The organism is Candidatus Dependentiae bacterium, assembly GCA_040878395.1.
Classification (GTDB): Bacteria; Babelota; Babeliae; order Babelales; family Vermiphilaceae; genus JAKBEL01.
On record JBBDMI010000007.1, the window covers coordinates 1 to 17051 of the forward strand.

General features: G+C 35.4%; 14 protein-coding genes. 6 read left to right on the top strand and 8 right to left on the bottom strand.

Annotation, left to right across the window (positions count from 1 at the left end; all coding sequences use genetic code 11):
* Positions 1–38: 38 nt before the first annotated feature.
* The 7 genes from WD055_02810 to gyrA all read right to left on the bottom strand — a co-directional run bounded on the left by WD055_02810 (position 39) and on the right by gyrA (position 9364).
* Entirely contained in the window at positions 39–1025 is a 987-nt protein-coding gene (locus tag WD055_02810) for an ACP S-malonyltransferase (protein MEX0849136.1), read from the bottom strand.
* A 26-nt stretch (positions 1026–1051) separates the two neighbouring features.
* Positions 1052–2473, bottom strand: coding sequence for a glutamate--tRNA ligase (gene gltX, locus WD055_02815; GenBank protein MEX0849137.1), 1422 nt, complete (start codon positions 2471–2473; stop codon positions 1052–1054).
* An 81-nt stretch (positions 2474–2554) separates the two neighbouring features.
* The gene (locus WD055_02820; GenBank protein ID MEX0849138.1) at positions 2555–3268 is read right to left on the bottom strand and encodes a hypothetical protein; all 714 of its coding nucleotides are present in this window, start codon (positions 3266–3268) and stop codon (positions 2555–2557) included.
* 76 nt (positions 3269–3344) lie between these two features.
* Positions 3345–3611 (bottom strand): 50S ribosomal protein L32, encoded by a 267-nt coding sequence (rpmF, locus tag WD055_02825; GenBank protein ID MEX0849139.1) that lies wholly within the window; start codon positions 3609–3611, stop codon positions 3345–3347.
* Positions 3612–3778: 167 nt separating this feature from the next.
* A complete protein-coding gene (gene dprA / locus WD055_02830) occupies positions 3779–4906 on the bottom strand; it encodes a DNA-processing protein DprA (protein ID MEX0849140.1) in 1128 nt (375 codons plus the stop codon).
* A 117-nt stretch (positions 4907–5023) separates the two neighbouring features.
* Positions 5024–6388 (bottom strand): hypothetical protein, encoded by a 1365-nt coding sequence (locus WD055_02835; protein MEX0849141.1) that lies wholly within the window; start codon positions 6386–6388, stop codon positions 5024–5026.
* Positions 6389–6547: 159 nt separating this feature from the next.
* The gene (gyrA, locus tag WD055_02840) at positions 6548–9364 is read right to left on the bottom strand and encodes a DNA gyrase subunit A (GenBank protein ID MEX0849142.1); all 2817 of its coding nucleotides are present in this window, start codon (positions 9362–9364) and stop codon (positions 6548–6550) included.
* 359 nt (positions 9365–9723) lie between these two features.
* Between gyrA and WD055_02845 the strand changes: the two genes are divergently transcribed.
* On the top strand, positions 9724–10227 hold the full coding sequence (locus tag WD055_02845) for a hypothetical protein (GenBank protein MEX0849143.1): 504 nt from the start codon (positions 9724–9726) through the stop codon (positions 10225–10227).
* A 112-nt stretch (positions 10228–10339) separates the two neighbouring features.
* Here WD055_02845 and WD055_02850 read toward each other — a convergent pair whose 3' ends face one another.
* A complete protein-coding gene (locus tag WD055_02850) occupies positions 10340–10927 on the bottom strand; it encodes a DNA starvation/stationary phase protection protein (protein ID MEX0849144.1) in 588 nt (195 codons plus the stop codon).
* A 223-nt stretch (positions 10928–11150) separates the two neighbouring features.
* Between WD055_02850 and lepA the strand changes: the two genes are divergently transcribed.
* The 5 genes from lepA to WD055_02875 are packed head-to-tail and all read left to right on the top strand — an operon-like array spanning position 11151 to position 17019.
* Positions 11151–12968, top strand: a complete 1818-nt coding sequence (lepA, locus tag WD055_02855; protein MEX0849145.1) for a translation elongation factor 4 — start codon at positions 11151–11153, stop codon at positions 12966–12968.
* A 49-nt stretch (positions 12969–13017) separates the two neighbouring features.
* Positions 13018–13854: a M48 family metalloprotease gene (locus WD055_02860; protein MEX0849146.1), complete on the top strand. Its 837-nt coding sequence runs from the start codon at positions 13018–13020 to the stop codon at positions 13852–13854.
* Between the two features lie 56 nt (positions 13855–13910).
* Positions 13911–14696 (top strand): M48 family metalloprotease, encoded by a 786-nt coding sequence (locus WD055_02865; GenBank protein ID MEX0849147.1) that lies wholly within the window; start codon positions 13911–13913, stop codon positions 14694–14696.
* Between the two features lie 5 nt (positions 14697–14701).
* Complete coding sequence (locus tag WD055_02870) at positions 14702–15640, top strand: zinc ABC transporter substrate-binding protein (GenBank protein ID MEX0849148.1); 939 nt, start codon at positions 14702–14704, stop codon at positions 15638–15640.
* A gap of 44 nt (positions 15641–15684) precedes the next feature.
* A complete protein-coding gene (locus tag WD055_02875; GenBank protein ID MEX0849149.1) occupies positions 15685–17019 on the top strand; it encodes a hypothetical protein in 1335 nt (444 codons plus the stop codon).
* The last annotated feature ends 32 nt before the right edge of the window (positions 17020–17051 follow it).

Here is a 17051-nt window from a genome sequence, read left to right on the forward strand (position 1 = left end):
ACCGTTGGTTATTCAACCGTTGGTTATTCAACCGTTGGTTATTCAACCGTTGGTTGTTCAACCGCTGATTGTTCAACTTCCGACTGTTTACCCTGTTGTTTTTGATCTTCAATAAACTGCTTTAATAATTCAATATCACTTAACTTTTGTATAGCCATTATTTTTTTGTTTGGATATAACTGCTTTGCCATATCAACTAACATAGTTCCCGGCCCTACCGAAAGCAATAGATCACATGTATGCAATTCTCGTAATGAGGCAAGCCAATTTGATGGTTTAACTGATTGATGAATAACTTCATGTTTTAATGAGATACCTGAATTTACCGATTGAGCTGAAATATTTGAAATAAGCGGAATCTCAATATCTTTAAAATCAACTTTTTCTAAATAGATTTTAAATTGATCAATTGCTGATTGCATTACAGGAGTATACAAACCAAACTCGATAGCAATATCCTCAACTTTAACTCCGGGCATTTTTTTTGCATATTGCATGCAAGCAAACACAGCATCCTCAGGACCTGAAATAATATGTTGATTTGGCATTTCATATACAGCAATAGAAACAGCATCTTGCGCTACTTGTTTGAGTAATAATTGCAATTCGTCAGTTGAACAACCTTTAATGCGCGCCATCGCTACCGATTGTTGCTCAAAAAGTTGTTGTGCATATAATGAAAATTTCATCAGCACATAAAGGCCATCGGCAAATGTCAGTCCTTTTGCAGCATGCATAGCAGCAAACTGTCCCACATTATAACCGGCAACTACATCAGGTTTGATACCGACATCAGCTAATACTGCATAAAGCGATGAACTGACTAAAAACAATGATGTATATGCATGATGCATTTTTGAAAGTTCAACATCAGATGATGCAAAACATAACTTGATGTAATTGATATCAACACAATGAGATGCTTGTTCAAAATATTCTTGCATGACACGAGATTCGTCATAAATATCTTTTGCCATGCCAACATATTGGCTACCATAGCCTGGAAAAATCATCCCTATTTTCATGATTCCCTCACATTCGGAGTCAATTATCATGCACGCTGATTTAAAAATGAAACAAACTGTTTTAATCGTGCCAGTGACTCAGATTTGCCCAATAATGCTAACAGTTCAAACACACTTGGACTCGAACTTCCACCTACTAATGCAATTCTAATTGGTTGTGCAATAGTACCTAATTTTTTGTTCTCTTTTTTTGCATACCCTACAATCTGTTCTTTTATTGATGCAAGGTTAAATGCTTCTGCAGCTTCAAGTAATTTTATTATCATTGTTACATCATCAGCCGTATGCTCATTTGTCCATTTTGCACACGCAGCTTGATCATATTCAGTTGGCGCATGGTGCACATCAATAATTGCATCTGCAAGCTCAACAACTGTTTTTACACGCTCTTTATATAAAGCAATAAATGCACATAACTCTTGATCATTACTGCCAATAGTTTGTGCAAAATCAGGTTTGATTGTATGTATAATGTTTAATAATGCTTGATCTTCTGTATCACGTATATAAAGACCATTTAACCAATCAAGTTTTTCTTGATCAAATATTGCTCCTTTTTTGCCCACATTTTTCAATTGAAACAGTTCAATTAATTGATCACGAGAAAAAACTTCTTGATCCCCATGAGCCCAACCCAAACGAACTAAATAATTTAATAATGCATCAGGTAAATAACCCTGTTCTTTATAATCCATAACTGACGTTGCAGCATCACGCTTACTCAAGCGATTACCACTTTTGCCTAAAATTAACGGTAGATGTGCAAAAGTTGGTTGTTCTGCTCCCAAAGCTTCATACAATAATATTTGCTTTGGTGTATTTGGAATATGATCTTCACCACGTATAACATGCGTAATGCGTTGATGAATGTCATCAGCAACCACAACAAAGTTATACATCGGGCGACTATCTGAACGTGCAATTACAAAATCATCAAGCTGTTCAATAGCAAAACATACGTTGCCACGAATTGCATCATCAAAGCATATCTCTTTGCGATCTAATGGTAACTTAAAACGCACCACATACGGTTTGTCTTGATTTTGCTCTTGATCACGACACACGCTATATGCTTTTGCAAAATCTGCTGTGCCATGTTTTTGTTTGTATAATTCAAAGAACTCATCTTGAGTATAGAAATCTTTATATGCTTTACCTTGCGCAAGCAACTGTTCAATCAACTTTGTATGTTCAGGAAAACGATCTGATTGCAATACAATCGGTTCATCAGCTTTGATATCAACCCATGCAAGAGCATCTGCAATCGCATCAGTATATTCTTGTTTTGAACGTTCAATATCAGTATCTTCGATACGCACTAAAAATTGCCCACCATGATGGCGTGCAAATAACCAATTGAATAAAGCGGTTCGAAAACTACCAATATGCAAGTAACCTGTTGGAGAAGGTGCAAATCGAACACGAACCATCTGTTTTGCTTTTTTCATATATCAATTCTTTTATTACAAAACAATCGCCCTTGCATACTTATTGATGCAAAGACGAATGCTTTAATTTTTTTGCTTAAATTATACTGTTGCAACTTTTTGCTCTGCTAACTCAATCCAAGGTGAATCGGAAAATTCAGCTTTTTGAGCAATCAGCTTTTGCCATGTTTCTTTTGCTTTACCAAAATTGTTATCTGCAAAATAATAATCACCAACATGATACAATGCTGCATCACGATATGTATTATGTTCATCTTGAGCTAATAATTGTAATTGCTCAAACCCTTGCATTCTTTCATCTTTGTTTGTCGCATCTAATTGCATCAAATTTTTGGTCAACATAAAGTAATTTTTATAAGGAGATGCAGCATCAAGCATTTCGATAGCTTGTTGCATATGTGTGGTAGCTTCTTCTATTTTCTGTTGACGCGCCAACGCCTGCGCTTGCATCACCAAGAAAAATGGTTGTAATGAGGATCCTGATGCTTGATCAAATCCTAAATCATTCATTAAATGTATTTCAGACCACAGTGGTTGCACACTGTTTGTTGCTGTTTGATATTCTTGTAAACACTCACCTAAAATCTGTTGCGCTTTCTTTCCTCGATACACTGAATACCATTGATAAGAAAACCAACCTATAGTCGATAATGTCAAAAAACCTAACCCAATGATCATGGCTTTTGTTTTAGGATCTTGCACAGATGTAATCATTTTTTTTGCCTGTATCATAGACCAACTCCATGTATATTTATTACCACCATCCAATTTTTTAATAACAAATCTTAATGCCATTTATCATACCAATAAAACAATACGAATTCCGGCAAATATAAAAACAAAAAAAAGCAAACCTCCATTAAAATTTGCTTTACTTCGCTTCTTTTTGTTGCGTTTCAGCTTTTTTTGCTTCTAACGCTTCTTTTGCTTTACGTGTTTCACCACGTTTTTCAGCACGATCAGTTTTAGTAACTAAAACTTTTCTACCTTTATAATACCCACACTCTTTGCAAAGCTGATGAGCAGGCATAGGATGTTCACATTGCTGACAACGAGCAATAGCTTTAACTTTTAATCCCCAATTTGCAAACCTTTTATCACGGCGAGGTCTACTTCGCTTCCGTTTTGGTACTGGCATGACTTATTCTCCAGGAGTTTCCAATACAAATAGAATTTTTATCAACACTTTTAACCTATAACACACTCAATAGTGTATAAATATAGTTATTTTAATAACTCTTTTACTATACAGTATTTCTTTAAAATTGCAAAAAACAAAATCGTTAAATACCTGCACAAACAAGGTTATTTCAGTTGCCATAAACCAACCGCATTTTGCATCACTTTTCCTGATAATTGCAAATCAAATAGATAATTATTAAGTTGATCTATATCAATATCAATATGGACAAGCAGATCATCTGCGCAAAGCGGTTCACGAGCACAATGAAATAAAATCTTTTCATCTATAGTTGTTGCAGCCTGTAATACCGGTTTCACTTTTGTTTGTTTTGTTTGAGCAACTTTTTTTAGCGAAACAAGTGGCAGAGATTGTTGCACCTCGGTCTCTCCAAGTTCACGCATCAAATCATCAACCGAAAGCATTGGCGTCGCACCTTCTTTTATTAATGCATGACATCCGGCAGAAAGTGGATCAAAAATAGAACCGGGCACCGCAAATACAGATTTTCCTTGCTGTAATGCATATTCTGCTGTAATTAATGCGCCACTTTTTTGCGCAGCTTGCACCACCAAACATGCCTCTGACATACCGGAAATAATACGATTTCGTGCAGGAAAATGTCCCGGATGAGCCGTTTTTTGTAATGCAAATGGACTCACAACTGAACCTCCACAATCTATAATTTCTTGGAATAATCGTGTATTTGATCGTGGATAAAGATGCAACAAACCGGATCCCAAAATAGCAACCGTGTTTCCTGCACAAGCAACAGTCTGTTTATGTGCTATGGTATCTGCACCAATTGCACCACCACTGATTATATTCCACCCTTTTTGTACTAAAGTAGACACACATGCATCGATCACCTGTTGGCCATAATAATTCGCTTTGCGTGAACCGATAATAGCGATATTTTTCTCAAAACGATTAAGTGGTGTTCCCCGATAATACAGAACTGATGGCGGACCATTAATATGTTTGAGCAACTCAGGATAATCTTCATCAATTACAGATGTCCACTCAACGCAATGCTTTTGCATGAGTTGAACTTCTTGCTCAAGTATTTCAATACCTTTAAGCCCATGGACTATCTTTGATGCAAGCTCAAGATTTATCCCACATTTAACTGCCATTTCTTGCACACCGAATGCATAAAGATCTGCAAAATGATCACTTTGCAATAATCGAGTAATAATCCCCGAACCAACCCCATCAATCAACGAGAGATGTAAAATAAGTAAACGTTGCATAGAAATATCTTTTTTATAACATTAAACATGAAAAAGGGCCGTATATACAGCCCTTTTTGTTTTCATTGTAATCTTAAACTGTCGATTGGTCCAGTAATTATAGGCAATCCACATGTATCAATCTAACAAACTCAACACTTGAGCAATCCTTACACCAAGCTCATTATTTGCATATGTATTAATGCGATTAAGCATGCGCTTTATGTGACCGGCATATTTTGTTTGAAACGTCCAAGAATGAATTAAATTTTTATCCTTTGCTACAGTAACTATTGTTTCAATTTTTTCCAATGCAGTTTCATACACAACAAGCCCATCCTCATAACAACGTATTTGAGCAGTTTTAAAATCATTTTCAACATCTGCAATCAATTGAAGTTCTTGATGTGGAATAACCAAGAAAAGCTGTAATTTGTGCACCAATGGCCCTTGAGTATTGCGAACATTTAATGAGTCCATTACAAACAGTTCAATACCATGCTCACCACTTCTTGCAACAACAGAAATCCAATGCCCTTGCCTTCCTCGAAGAGTACCGCTCCCAGTTTCATAATTACTCATATTACCGAGCAAAAAAACATGGCAATAATTTTCTTCCGATTGCAACCGTTGCGCTACTAATGGAAAATGCTCATCCAATTCGGGACCAAACTCCATTACATTTGGAATAATGGTATAATTTTCAACATTCATTTGTAAAAGCGTTTCCATTACATTGTTTATTGCAAATTCATTAAGATTTTCATACCTAGCATCATAATGATCAGGATCTACATTTAACCTTAAATATTCTTTACAACTGTTAATTTCAGGACCTTTCTTAAGCAGATCGAATACATTCGCATCTCTATAATCGGCACTGTTTGTATAATTTTGATACAGCGTAACGCCATTGAATGCTGCATGCATTGCACAAGTTGACCCGCCCTGTCTTTTTACTAAAGAACTGCGATCCTGTATTAAGTTGTCAGGTGATCTAAAAGCCGAATCTGCTTTTCTATAAAACTCATAGTTCATGCGACAATATAAAATAATACCATCAAGCACAGCTTGATCTATCTCACTTTCATCCTGTTCATTCAACATCGTCTTTACTTTGCATATCAAGAAATCAATATCTTTAGAATTGCTTATAGATTGAAAAAGGATATTTCTCACATATGTAGAAACATCTGAATATTTTATTTTAGGAGTTTCCTTAACTTGCCTATTGTCATGACTCGACGCTTGCGATACATCAGAATTAGCCTGTATATTTCCTGAAGATCTTTGACGAATAAAAGCGTATAATCCAACTGATGCTAATGCTGCAATTGCATAGACTTTTGGATCTTTTAGATAAGGCAATACTACCTCTTTAACCTCATTAAATGACCAATTTTTAAACCAATCACTCCAACCTGCATGTCCTATTGCAGGCTGTACAAGCAGACTAAGCATAACAATGGTTAAAACATATTTTTTTAAATAAAGCTGTTTCATGATTAAACCTCCATAAAACCGTAATAGTATAAATTATAACATAATATACATATATTTCAACTAGCAATTAAAGGAGGGGTTGCTGTCATTTCTAATGAAAAAGAGCGCCTCCACAATAGAGGCGCTCTTTTTCATTCACTTTTTCTATATTATTTCTTATTAAAACAAACCTTGTTGCTGATCATTGCCATCATTGAACTCAATGTGCATTTCGTCATGCTCAGTTGCTTCAACGGTAACACCAGTGTTATTATCAGTCACCTTTATTGATTTATCAATTGCAACATCAACACTGTTTGTTTTCACTGATTGTGCCGGCATCACCTCAACCGATTCTGCCGGAACTTCAGGTGTTTCAATTTCAACTGACTGACCATCTACCGAATCGAGTTGAGCATCTAAAGACTCCAATGTATCATCAGAGGTTGTCATGGCATCAGCTTGTACTTGTGATTCATCGTCAACTTGAGCAACTGTTCCAGATGCCGCTTCGGTTTGATTTTCTCCCGAGCCACCATCATTTAGATTGCCTACATCATCCGATTCTTCAAATGCAACTACTGCTGCTAATGTTTGATCTTTTTCAAGTTTAATCAAACGCACACCTTTTGCTTGTCGACCCATGGTGCGAATTTCAGTTGGTGAAAGACGAATAATTTTACCCGCTTGATCAATAAGCAATACAGTTGATTTATCGGTTACCAATACAAGCCCAATCACTTCACCGTTTCGCTTGTTTGTAGGAATGGTACGCACACCAACACCGCCACGATGAGCAACACGGAAATCTTGAATTTTCACTCGTTTTCCATAGCCACGCTCTGTTGCAAACAACAGATCACCACCATCGGAAATAACTTGCATACCAACAACAAAATCGTCACCCTTCAATCGAATACCAATAACACCCGATGCTTGTCTTCCCATAGAACGAACTTCATCTTCTTTAAAACGAATTCCTTGCCCATGTGAGGTTGCCAATACAACGGAATCATTACCGGTACTTATTGCACAAAAGACCAATTCATCATCTTCTCTTAAGGTAACTGCACGGATACCGGTTTGACGAATTTTTGCAAATGCCATAGCGTCGGTTCGTTTAATCAAACCTTTTTTGGTTGTCATGACAACTTGCTTATCTTTCATATCCGGAGTACAAAGTAGTTTTACCACTTTTTCACCCGGTTGCAATGGTAGTAAGTTCACAATTGCGCGACCTTTTGAAGTTCGCGAACCTTCAGGAACTTGGAATACCTGCAAGCTATACACACGCCCTAAGTTAGTAAAGAATAAGAGTTCATCATGTGAACGTGTAACATAAATATCTTGTACGACATCATCAGAATCACCCAATGCAGCCATACCCATCTTGCCTCTACCGCCACGATGTTGCACACCGTACGTTTCTAGCAATACTCGTTTGATATAACCTTTCATAGTTAATGTAACGACAACATCTTCTTGAGGAATTAGGTCAGCTTCGGTAAGCAGATCCAATGCTCCCTCAATACGTGTTTTGCGCTCATCACCATATGTTTGTTTGATCTCTTCAAGTTCTTTTTGCACTTCAGCACGCAATACTGATTCATCTGCTAAAATGAGCTTCAGACGTGTAATGGTCACTTTAATTTCTTCTAATTCAGAACGAATTTTGTCTTGCTCTAAACCGGTTAAACGTTGCAAACGCATCTCAAGAATCGCTTTACCTTGAGCATCAGTTAATAAGAAACGCTTGTTCAATTTAGCAATCGCTTCATCAGCTGATGATGACTGCTTAATAGTTGCAACCACTTCATCAATATTATCAAGCGCAATAATGAAACCATTTAATAAATGCTCACGCGCTTCAGCTTTGCGCAATTCAAATAATGTACGACGATACACAACCTCTTTGCGATGAAAAAGGAAATGCTCCAATAATTGACGCAAATTAAAAATCATCGGTTTATTATCAAGCAAACCGAGCATCAACATAGAAATTGAAGTTTGGAACGAAGTATGTTTATATAATTGATTTAATACAACATGAGGATTTTCATTACGTTTAAGTTCAATAACCAAACGCATACCACGCTTATCCGATTCATCACGAATATTAGCAATGCCCTCAATAATTTTATTACGAGCTAAATCAGCAATCTTTATAATTAAGTCTGCTTTATTAACCATATAAGGCAATTCTGATACAACAATACTTGTACCTTTTTTACCTTCTTCAATATTTACTACTGCACGCAGAGTAAGGCCTCCACGCCCGGTTCTATAAGCTTTCACAACTCCCGCACGTCCACAGATAATACCACCTGTTGGAAAATCAGGAGCAGGAACTATTTTAAACAGTTCATCTTCAGAAAGATCTGGATTTTCTAATAATGCTAATAACGCATTGGTAATTTCAGTTAAATTATGTGGTGGAATAGATGTCGCCATACCAACAGCAATACCGGTTGTACCATTTATTAATAAATTAGGTAATTTACTCGGTAACAAAGTTGGCTCTGTAGTACTTTCATCAAAGTTAGCTACAAATGGCACCGTGTTTTTATCTAAATCAGTAAGAATCTCTTGAGCAATTTTTGCCATACGTACTTCAGTGTAACGCATCGCAGCAGCATTATCACCATCAACGGAACCCCAGTTTCCTTGGCCATCGAGTAACGGATAACGCTTTGAAAAATCTTGTACCATACCAACCATGGTATTATACACGGCTTGATCACCATGCGGGTGATATTTACCAAGAACGTCACCGACCACACGTACGGATTTACGATAAGGTTTATTATGATGCAATCCCATCTGATGCATTGCATATAAAACACGTCGATGAACCGGTTTTAAACCATCACGAATATCAGGAATTGCACGACTGACAACTACGGACATTGCATAATCTAAAAACGAATCTTTTAATTCATCTTCAATAAGTACAGGAACAACTCGTCCCTTTTTTACATTATTTTGATTGGGTTCCATAAATTCCTATCCATCAATTAAGGCACGGTAACTTTTGCAAATTTTTATATAATTATTTATATAATAAGGATACATTCATTGCCAAAATAAACAAGTGATTGGATGAACGTCAAGATATGCATCACCTTATTTTGATGTCATCTTTTTTAACATACAGATGCTTCAAAAAAAACATGATGCGTGAACCATTAATAACTTACGCATCATATTAAATTATTAATCTGTTATAAAAAAGACTTTGAGTAACTTTATGAAATAGTTTTTTATAAAGCGATTCAACTACCATTACAATTTTCCAAAAAAAATTACGATATTGCTAAAAAAAAACATCCATGCTATTAAGAGAAAAGAGAGAAAAAATGAGAGAAAAAATGAGAGAAAAAAAGAAGCAAAAAATATTAATTGCACTATGTGCGATAAGCCTATCACATTATATATTAGGCAACATTCCCGTCCCAACACAACAGCGTATGTGGCAGAACATCATTGACGACTTACTTCTTGATATGACCATTGACTCTAAAGTCGACCAAATTCAGCTAACTGCAAACACTATAGAAAGCAAAGTATGCACCATAGATTCTAAAGTTGATGCAATTCAATCAACATTAAATAGCATAGATTTCGATGGCAGTGTGATTGATCAGGTTGATAGTAAACTGTGCGCATTGGATATGCTCATTCGCGGCACAGAGGATAGCAAGCTTGATGTGATCATAGATCTTGATGAAAATACATTAAGTAAAGTCTGCACTATTGACAGTAAAGTTGATGTGATCGATGCAGAAATTGAACAAGTTCAATCGAAAGTATGTGCAATTGATAGCAAAGTTGATTTCATCATCCAACTTTTACTGATCTAATGTGATGCCTTAATGAACGCCTAAGTATAATCGTGGTTATAAACCAAAAAGAACAATTAAAAAAGAGCTCATGGAGTATGAGCTCTTTTTTAATTTAATTTATTGTATCTTCTTACTGACCTAACAAATGAGCACGCAACATCCAAGCAGCTTTTTCATGCTTTTCAATTAAATCAGATACAAAATTGTTAGTACCTGTATCATTTATTTCCACTGTATAGATAACCAGCTCACGTAAATTTTTGATAATAGACTCATGCCCTTCAAGCAACAGTTTTATCATCATATTTGCACTCGGATTAACATCAGGATTTTCAGGAATATTCGTGTTTTCAATAAATTCTGCCAATGAACCATACGCTTTAAAACCTAATGCACGTACACGTTCAGCAACCAAATCAACATTAGCTGCAAGCTGATCATATTGCTTATTAAACAGTTTATGCAATGAACCAAAAAATGGACCAACTACATTCCAATGAAATTTTTGTGTCTTAATATATAATGTATATTCATCAGCAAGAAGTGTATTTAACCTTTGAGCGACGTCTTTACGTTGAGCTTCATTCAATCCGATGTTAACCAATTCTTCACTTTTTCCCATTGGCACATCTTCTATAGTTACACTTGAATTAAGTGCTTGATCTTGAGCTATCGCCATTTGAGCCAAAAAAACTAGGCAAAACAAGTTTTTTTTCATTATTTATCCTTTTTCTATAAAAACAGCCTCAAAAGAGATGTTTTGACAATATTACTTATTCATATTTATAGTAGCTAAAACTATTTCAACTTGTCAATGATTTTAATAATTAATAATCAATCCTGATCAGCCAATCCAATCATATACAACACTCTATTTTTACTTTATAATTTTACCTATCAACAAAATTGTCATTTTAAAACCTAAAAAAATAGCTGAAAATATGGATTTATCAAAAATTAATTTAAAAGATTTTCATCCCAGTCATGTACGTAATTTCTCAATCATTGCCCATATCGATCATGGCAAGTCCACCCTCTCTGATCGTTTGCTGGAATTTACCGGCACCTTATCCGATCGTAATAAAAATGAACAATTTTTGGACAAACTCCAAGTAGAAAAAGAGCGTGGGATCACCGTTAAAGCACAAACCGTTTCTATGTTCTATGAATACGATGGCGAACTGTATCTATTAAATTTAATTGATACTCCCGGCCATGTTGACTTTAATTATGAAGTCTCACGTTCATTATACGCATGCCAAGGTGCATTGCTTGTTGTTGATGCAGCACAAGGTGTGGAAGCACAAACAATGGCCAATTTTTACTTAGCTTTTGAACAAGACTTAACCATGATTCCGGTTATTAATAAAGTTGATATGGCAAATGCACAACCAGAAAAAGTTACTGTACAACTTGAAAAACTGTTCGATTTTCAACCGAATGAAATGATTCTTGCTTCTGCAAAATCCGGTATCGGTATCAAAGAAATTTTAGATGCTATCGTTACATGTATTCCTGCACCAAAAGGTGATGAAGAAAAACCACTTAAAGCATTACTATTCGATTCATGGTTTGATGAATATCGCGGTGTGATATGTTTGATTGCAGTACAAGATGGTTGTATCAAAAAAGGTGATAACATCAGTTTAGCTCAAACCGGCAGGCATTACGAAGTGCTGGAAGTCGGGTTGATGTATCCAGATCAACAACCGACCCATGCTTTATATCCCGGTCAAGTTGGTTATTTAATTTCCGGTATGAAAACGGTAAAAGAAGCACAAGTTGGCGACACCATTGGCGCTTATAAAAAAAATATTGAACCATTTCCAGGATTTCGTCCTGCAAAACCGATGGTATTTGCCGGTATATTTCCCGTTGAAACCAATGACTTTCCTGAACTTTCCGATGCTATTGAAAAACTTGTACTCAATGATGCAAGTGTAACAGTTACCAAAACATCATCGCCTGCACTGGGTCTTGGTTTTGTGTGTGGATTTCTTGGATTGTTGCATATGGATGTATTCAAACAACGGCTTGAACAAGAATATGATCTATCAGTCATCGCAACTGCACCTAGTGTACTCTATAAGATAGATTTGAAAGATGGCTCTAAAATACAGGTCGAAACACCATCAGATTTCCCTGATCCGAGTAGAATTGAAACCATTTATGAACCGATAATATCGGCAACTATCATTGTACCAAGAGAATATTTGGGCAATATGATAAAATTGTGTGAAGAAAAACGAGGCATTCAAACCGATCTTTCATACATGGATGAAGAACGTATTATTTTAAAATACAAACTCCCCCTTAATGAAGTGGCAACCGATTTTTATGATCAACTAAAATCAATGAGCTCCGGTTATGCGAGTTTTGATTATGAAGAATCTGGCTATGAACCTTCTGATTTGGTCAAAATGGATATCCTACTGAACAAAAAGCCTGTCGATGCTTTATCAGTTATCGTACACAAAGATAAATCATACCATCTTGGTAGAGATTTAGCCGAAAAATTACGTAAAGTTATTCCACGTCAATTATATGAGGTCGCTATTCAAGCAGCAATCGGTGCAAAAATCATTGCACGTGAATCAGTTGCTGCATTGCGCAAAGACGTAACCGCTAAATGTTACGGCGGTGATATTTCACGTAAACGTAAATTACTTGAAAAACAGAAAAAAGGTAAAAAGCGTATGAAACAAGTTGGTAACGTAGAAGTCCCACAAGAAGCTTTCCTTGCTATTTTGAAAAAATAACTCATTATATACAACAATATTTATCATTTAAAAACACCAAAGGATTTGTATGAAAAAACTGATACTTTCAGCTACATTACTTTTAACTATGCATAGTGCTAATTACACAAAGGGTGATGATCAAGCTTTAGCACCAAGAATCACTCGCGAGCAAAAATGGGAACAGTATGAACAGAATAGATTAGCACATACATCACCATGGAAAAAAGTAAAAGAATTTTGCTACGAATGGAAAGAATCAATAAAACATATTTTTTTATTAGATATATTATTTTTTAAAAATAATCGAATCACCACGGATCAAGCTCAAGAAATATTAAAAAAATTTGGACGAAATTTAAATGATGTGACAATTTTAGATAAACCAATGGCAGGACCGGCTTGTACCATTTTTAATACCATTATTATTGATCACAAAAAAATGTCCAAACTTACCAAAGAAGAACAAGCTTTTATTCTCGGACACGAGATTGTTCATTTAAAAAAGAAAGACTGGCTCACCCGATTACTTTTTGCACTATTTCTAGAGCAAGTCAAAGAATATGGTCTAAATAAAGTACTAAATAATCCAAAGCCAATTGAATACTTCATATTTTGGTTAATATTAGAAGCTTATGTATGCATTCCATTATCATTAAAGCTTTCACGCTATCAAGAAAAACGATGTGATCTTGAAGCAGCCAAAACACTAGGACTGGCCCGAGCTGGTGCCTCTGCTTTTGAAAAAATACGTAAAAAATGGATTTCAAAACAAGAAGTACCCTTAAACCCAAATGGTATATGGCATAATTTACAAACATGGTTTGGAATAAAACTTTCACATCCTGAATTACATGACAGAACCGAATATCTATTAGAACTGGCAGAAAAACAAGAGCGACTCTAATTTCATGTCTAACAGCCGATTTTTTCATTTTAAAACATCAACACCAAAGGATTTGTATGAAAAAACTGATACTTTCAGCTATATTACTTTTAACTATGCATGGCATAAGCGCGATGGGAGATGCAAAGGCTCTTGAGCCCAATATCACCGCAGAGCAACGATGGCAACAATATGAAGACAATCGACTGTTAGACAAATCTCAGTGGGAAAGCATCAAAGAATTTTTTTATGAAAATTATCAAGACATCAAACAACTCATGTTACTTGATATTCTATTTTTTAAAATTAATAGAATTGAAACTGAATTCGCTCAAGAAATATTACAAAAATTCGGTCGTAGTCTAGATAACGTTACTATTCTACACAAAGACCTTAGAAGCTCATACCCTAGACAATCATTTACTATTTTTAACACTATCGTCATTGATCAATCAAAAATAGCAAAATACACAAAAGAAGAGCAGGCTTTTCTTTTGGGCCACGAAATTTCACACCTTAAGAATAAACATTGGATCTATAAAATTATACTTGCTGCCTTACTAACAACTTTACTAGGACCTCCTTTTGGAATCCCTTGCTATAATTATTGTTCACGAAATATGGACTTAAGTGCAGACAAAGAAGCTGCATATCTTTTAAATTCTGCAAATGAAGGCATCTCAGCACTTGAAAAAATGCGCCGTAAAGTAATCTCTAAAGCAAATTTTATGATGAATCCAAATGGGATCCAAAAAACATTATTAAATTGGTTTAGTATAATCTTTGGTCGACATCCGACCTTTGAACAACGTATTGAAATGCTAAAAAAACATAATACTATAACAAAAAAGAGTACCCCTTAATAAACATGCAAAAACAATCGATATTTATTGCAGCAGTTATAATTTCTATAACTGCTGTTTCCATATTTTTTTTCCCGACCATATACCAGCAAAATAATAATAGTTCACTACATGTAACCGTAACAACAAGTATTATTGCCGATGCGGTCACACAGATTGCCGGCAAACACATTACAGTGCATACATTAATGGGTCCGGGTATTGATCCGCATTCATATCATGCACGATTGAGTGATATACGTGCATTATTATCATCAGATATAATTTTGTATAACGGTTTACATTTGGAAGGTAAAATGGCCAGTATTTTGGAAAAAATGCAAACCATGAAGCCAACATATGCTGTAGCGAACATCATTGATCAAACGAAACTGATTCAATCTGATGAATTTGATGGTATATATGATCCACACATTTGGTTTGATGTAACGCTATGGATAGAAGTAATTGCATATATTACCGATATTTTAATTAAACATGATCAAACAAACGCAAAAATATATAGACATAATTACGCTAGTTATGTGACACAATTGCAAAAAATGCACCATAGAATACAAACCAAAATTAAAGAGATCCCTAAGAAGGATAGATTTTTGGTAACAACACATGATGCATTTTCCTATTTTGGCCGTATATACGATATTAATGTAATTGCATTACAAGGTATCAATTTAGACGCAGAACCATGCATCACCGACATACAACAGTTAGTACAAGTTATTGTAAAAAACAATATAAAAACTATTTTTGTTGAATCATCATTACCGCATCGCAGCATGCAAGCAATTAGTCAAGCAGTTCACGCTTATGGTTGGCAGGTACAGATTGGTGATGAACTTTATTCTGATGCACTCGGTCCACAACATTCAGATGCTCATACATACATCGGAATGCTCAAACATAATGTAAACTCAGTTGTAAATGGCCTCAATTCACGGTAAACTATGTACATTCAAATATTAAAACTTGCACGAAGGAATTTTTCATGATCAATCAAAAACTTTTATCACTGTTGCTTTGCGTTATCTTTATTACAGAAATATCTGCACAAGATGAACGTATTGATACAGCCTTGCAAAACAACACAGCTGAAACATCAACATCAGAAGTCCATACTGCACAAACTCCAGCTGAAATCGTCATTGATCGAGAACAATTACAACAATTTACACTTCTGATGGCATGGATGAAACAACAAGCAAATGAAAACAATATGGAAGTTGGTACCCAAGAAGTTGTTGATGCCGTTGAATGGAAAAAAATATGCAAGCAGATTGGCCTGGATATGTCGCCCACACAGTTCTTGATGCATATGACACAAACTAATGGTGATTTCACTCAATATAAAATTTTTTGCGAACAAAATAAGATTCCCTACACAGCCCCTATAGAACTGTTTAATGCATATATTGATACGGTAAAAAAACAAAATAAAAATGCATTAAAAGCAATAGCTATTGGCATCGGTATCGGTGCCGGTACTACTACCGCAGCTACAAAATGGCAGGCATTGCCATCAGAGCAAAAACAAAAGATAACCGATCAATTAAAAAATGAAGCAAAAAAAACTGCATCGAAGTCAATCAATGGAGGCTTCAAACTCCTTGAAATCGCCTTGAAAAGATATTGTATTGAAGATAAAACAATATATCTACCCAATGGCACACCAATAACATCTCACCATCAGCTCACGAGTATCGCTGTTCAAACAACAAACAGTATCGTAAACGAAGAAGTAAAAGCATATTTAAACAAAAATCAAAAACGTACTGTTATTCAAATGACACGTGATGGATCAATCTTACTCGGAAATAATATAGCAAATGTCCTTATAGATAATTCACCACTACCGGAAGATACCGTTTTACTTTCATTTGAAAATGGGCAATACGTTAAATTATCTACAAATCAATTTATAGGCGCAGTCAAAGGATGCACAAAAGATTCATTGACACAATTTTGCCATACAAAACTAACAAATGCAGATAAAAAACTTAATTTTTCTGCTGAATTTGTAGGCAACAGCATATTGATAAATCTTCTGAATGAATTCATTTTTGATAATGCCTTAGAAGTTGGAAGAAAATATGCCCCTGAACAAACTCAAGCGATTACGCAACTCGGATGGGAAAGCGCTGTCAAAGAATACGGAACAAAATTTATTGCAGCATGCATAGTAACTTATGGTCCGGAAATGGTTAAAAATATCGTTGTAACTTATGGCCCGGAAATGGTTAAAAATATCGTTGTAACTTATGGCCCGGAAATGGTTAAAAATATCGTTGCGAGCTATATTGGCAACTGTATGCCTACTCTTTAAAAATAATAAAAACCGTTTAAAAAATACGAAAA

Coding starts and splice junctions, on each gene's coding strand:
- WD055_02810 (MEX0849136.1), bottom strand. CDS start 1,025: ATGAAAATAGGGATGATTTTTCCAGGCTATGGTAGCCAATATGTTGGC.
- gltX (MEX0849137.1), bottom strand. CDS start 2,473: ATGAAAAAAGCAAAACAGATGGTTCGTGTTCGATTTGCACCTTCTCCA.
- WD055_02820 (MEX0849138.1), bottom strand. CDS start 3,268: ATGGCATTAAGATTTGTTATTAAAAAATTGGATGGTGGTAATAAATAT.
- rpmF (MEX0849139.1), bottom strand. CDS start 3,611: ATGCCAGTACCAAAACGGAAGCGAAGTAGACCTCGCCGTGATAAAAGG.
- dprA (MEX0849140.1), bottom strand. CDS start 4,906: ATGCAACGTTTACTTATTTTACATCTCTCGTTGATTGATGGGGTTGGT.
- WD055_02835 (MEX0849141.1), bottom strand. CDS start 6,388: ATGAAACAGCTTTATTTAAAAAAATATGTTTTAACCATTGTTATGCTT.
- gyrA (MEX0849142.1), bottom strand. CDS start 9,364: ATGGAACCCAATCAAAATAATGTAAAAAAGGGACGAGTTGTTCCTGTA.
- WD055_02845 (MEX0849143.1), top strand. CDS start 9,724: ATGAGAGAAAAAATGAGAGAAAAAAAGAAGCAAAAAATATTAATTGCA.
- WD055_02850 (MEX0849144.1), bottom strand. CDS start 10,927: ATGAAAAAAAACTTGTTTTGCCTAGTTTTTTTGGCTCAAATGGCGATA.
- lepA (MEX0849145.1), top strand. CDS start 11,151: ATGGATTTATCAAAAATTAATTTAAAAGATTTTCATCCCAGTCATGTA.
- WD055_02860 (MEX0849146.1), top strand. CDS start 13,018: ATGAAAAAACTGATACTTTCAGCTACATTACTTTTAACTATGCATAGT.
- WD055_02865 (MEX0849147.1), top strand. CDS start 13,911: ATGAAAAAACTGATACTTTCAGCTATATTACTTTTAACTATGCATGGC.
- WD055_02870 (MEX0849148.1), top strand. CDS start 14,702: ATGCAAAAACAATCGATATTTATTGCAGCAGTTATAATTTCTATAACT.
- WD055_02875 (MEX0849149.1), top strand. CDS start 15,685: ATGATCAATCAAAAACTTTTATCACTGTTGCTTTGCGTTATCTTTATT.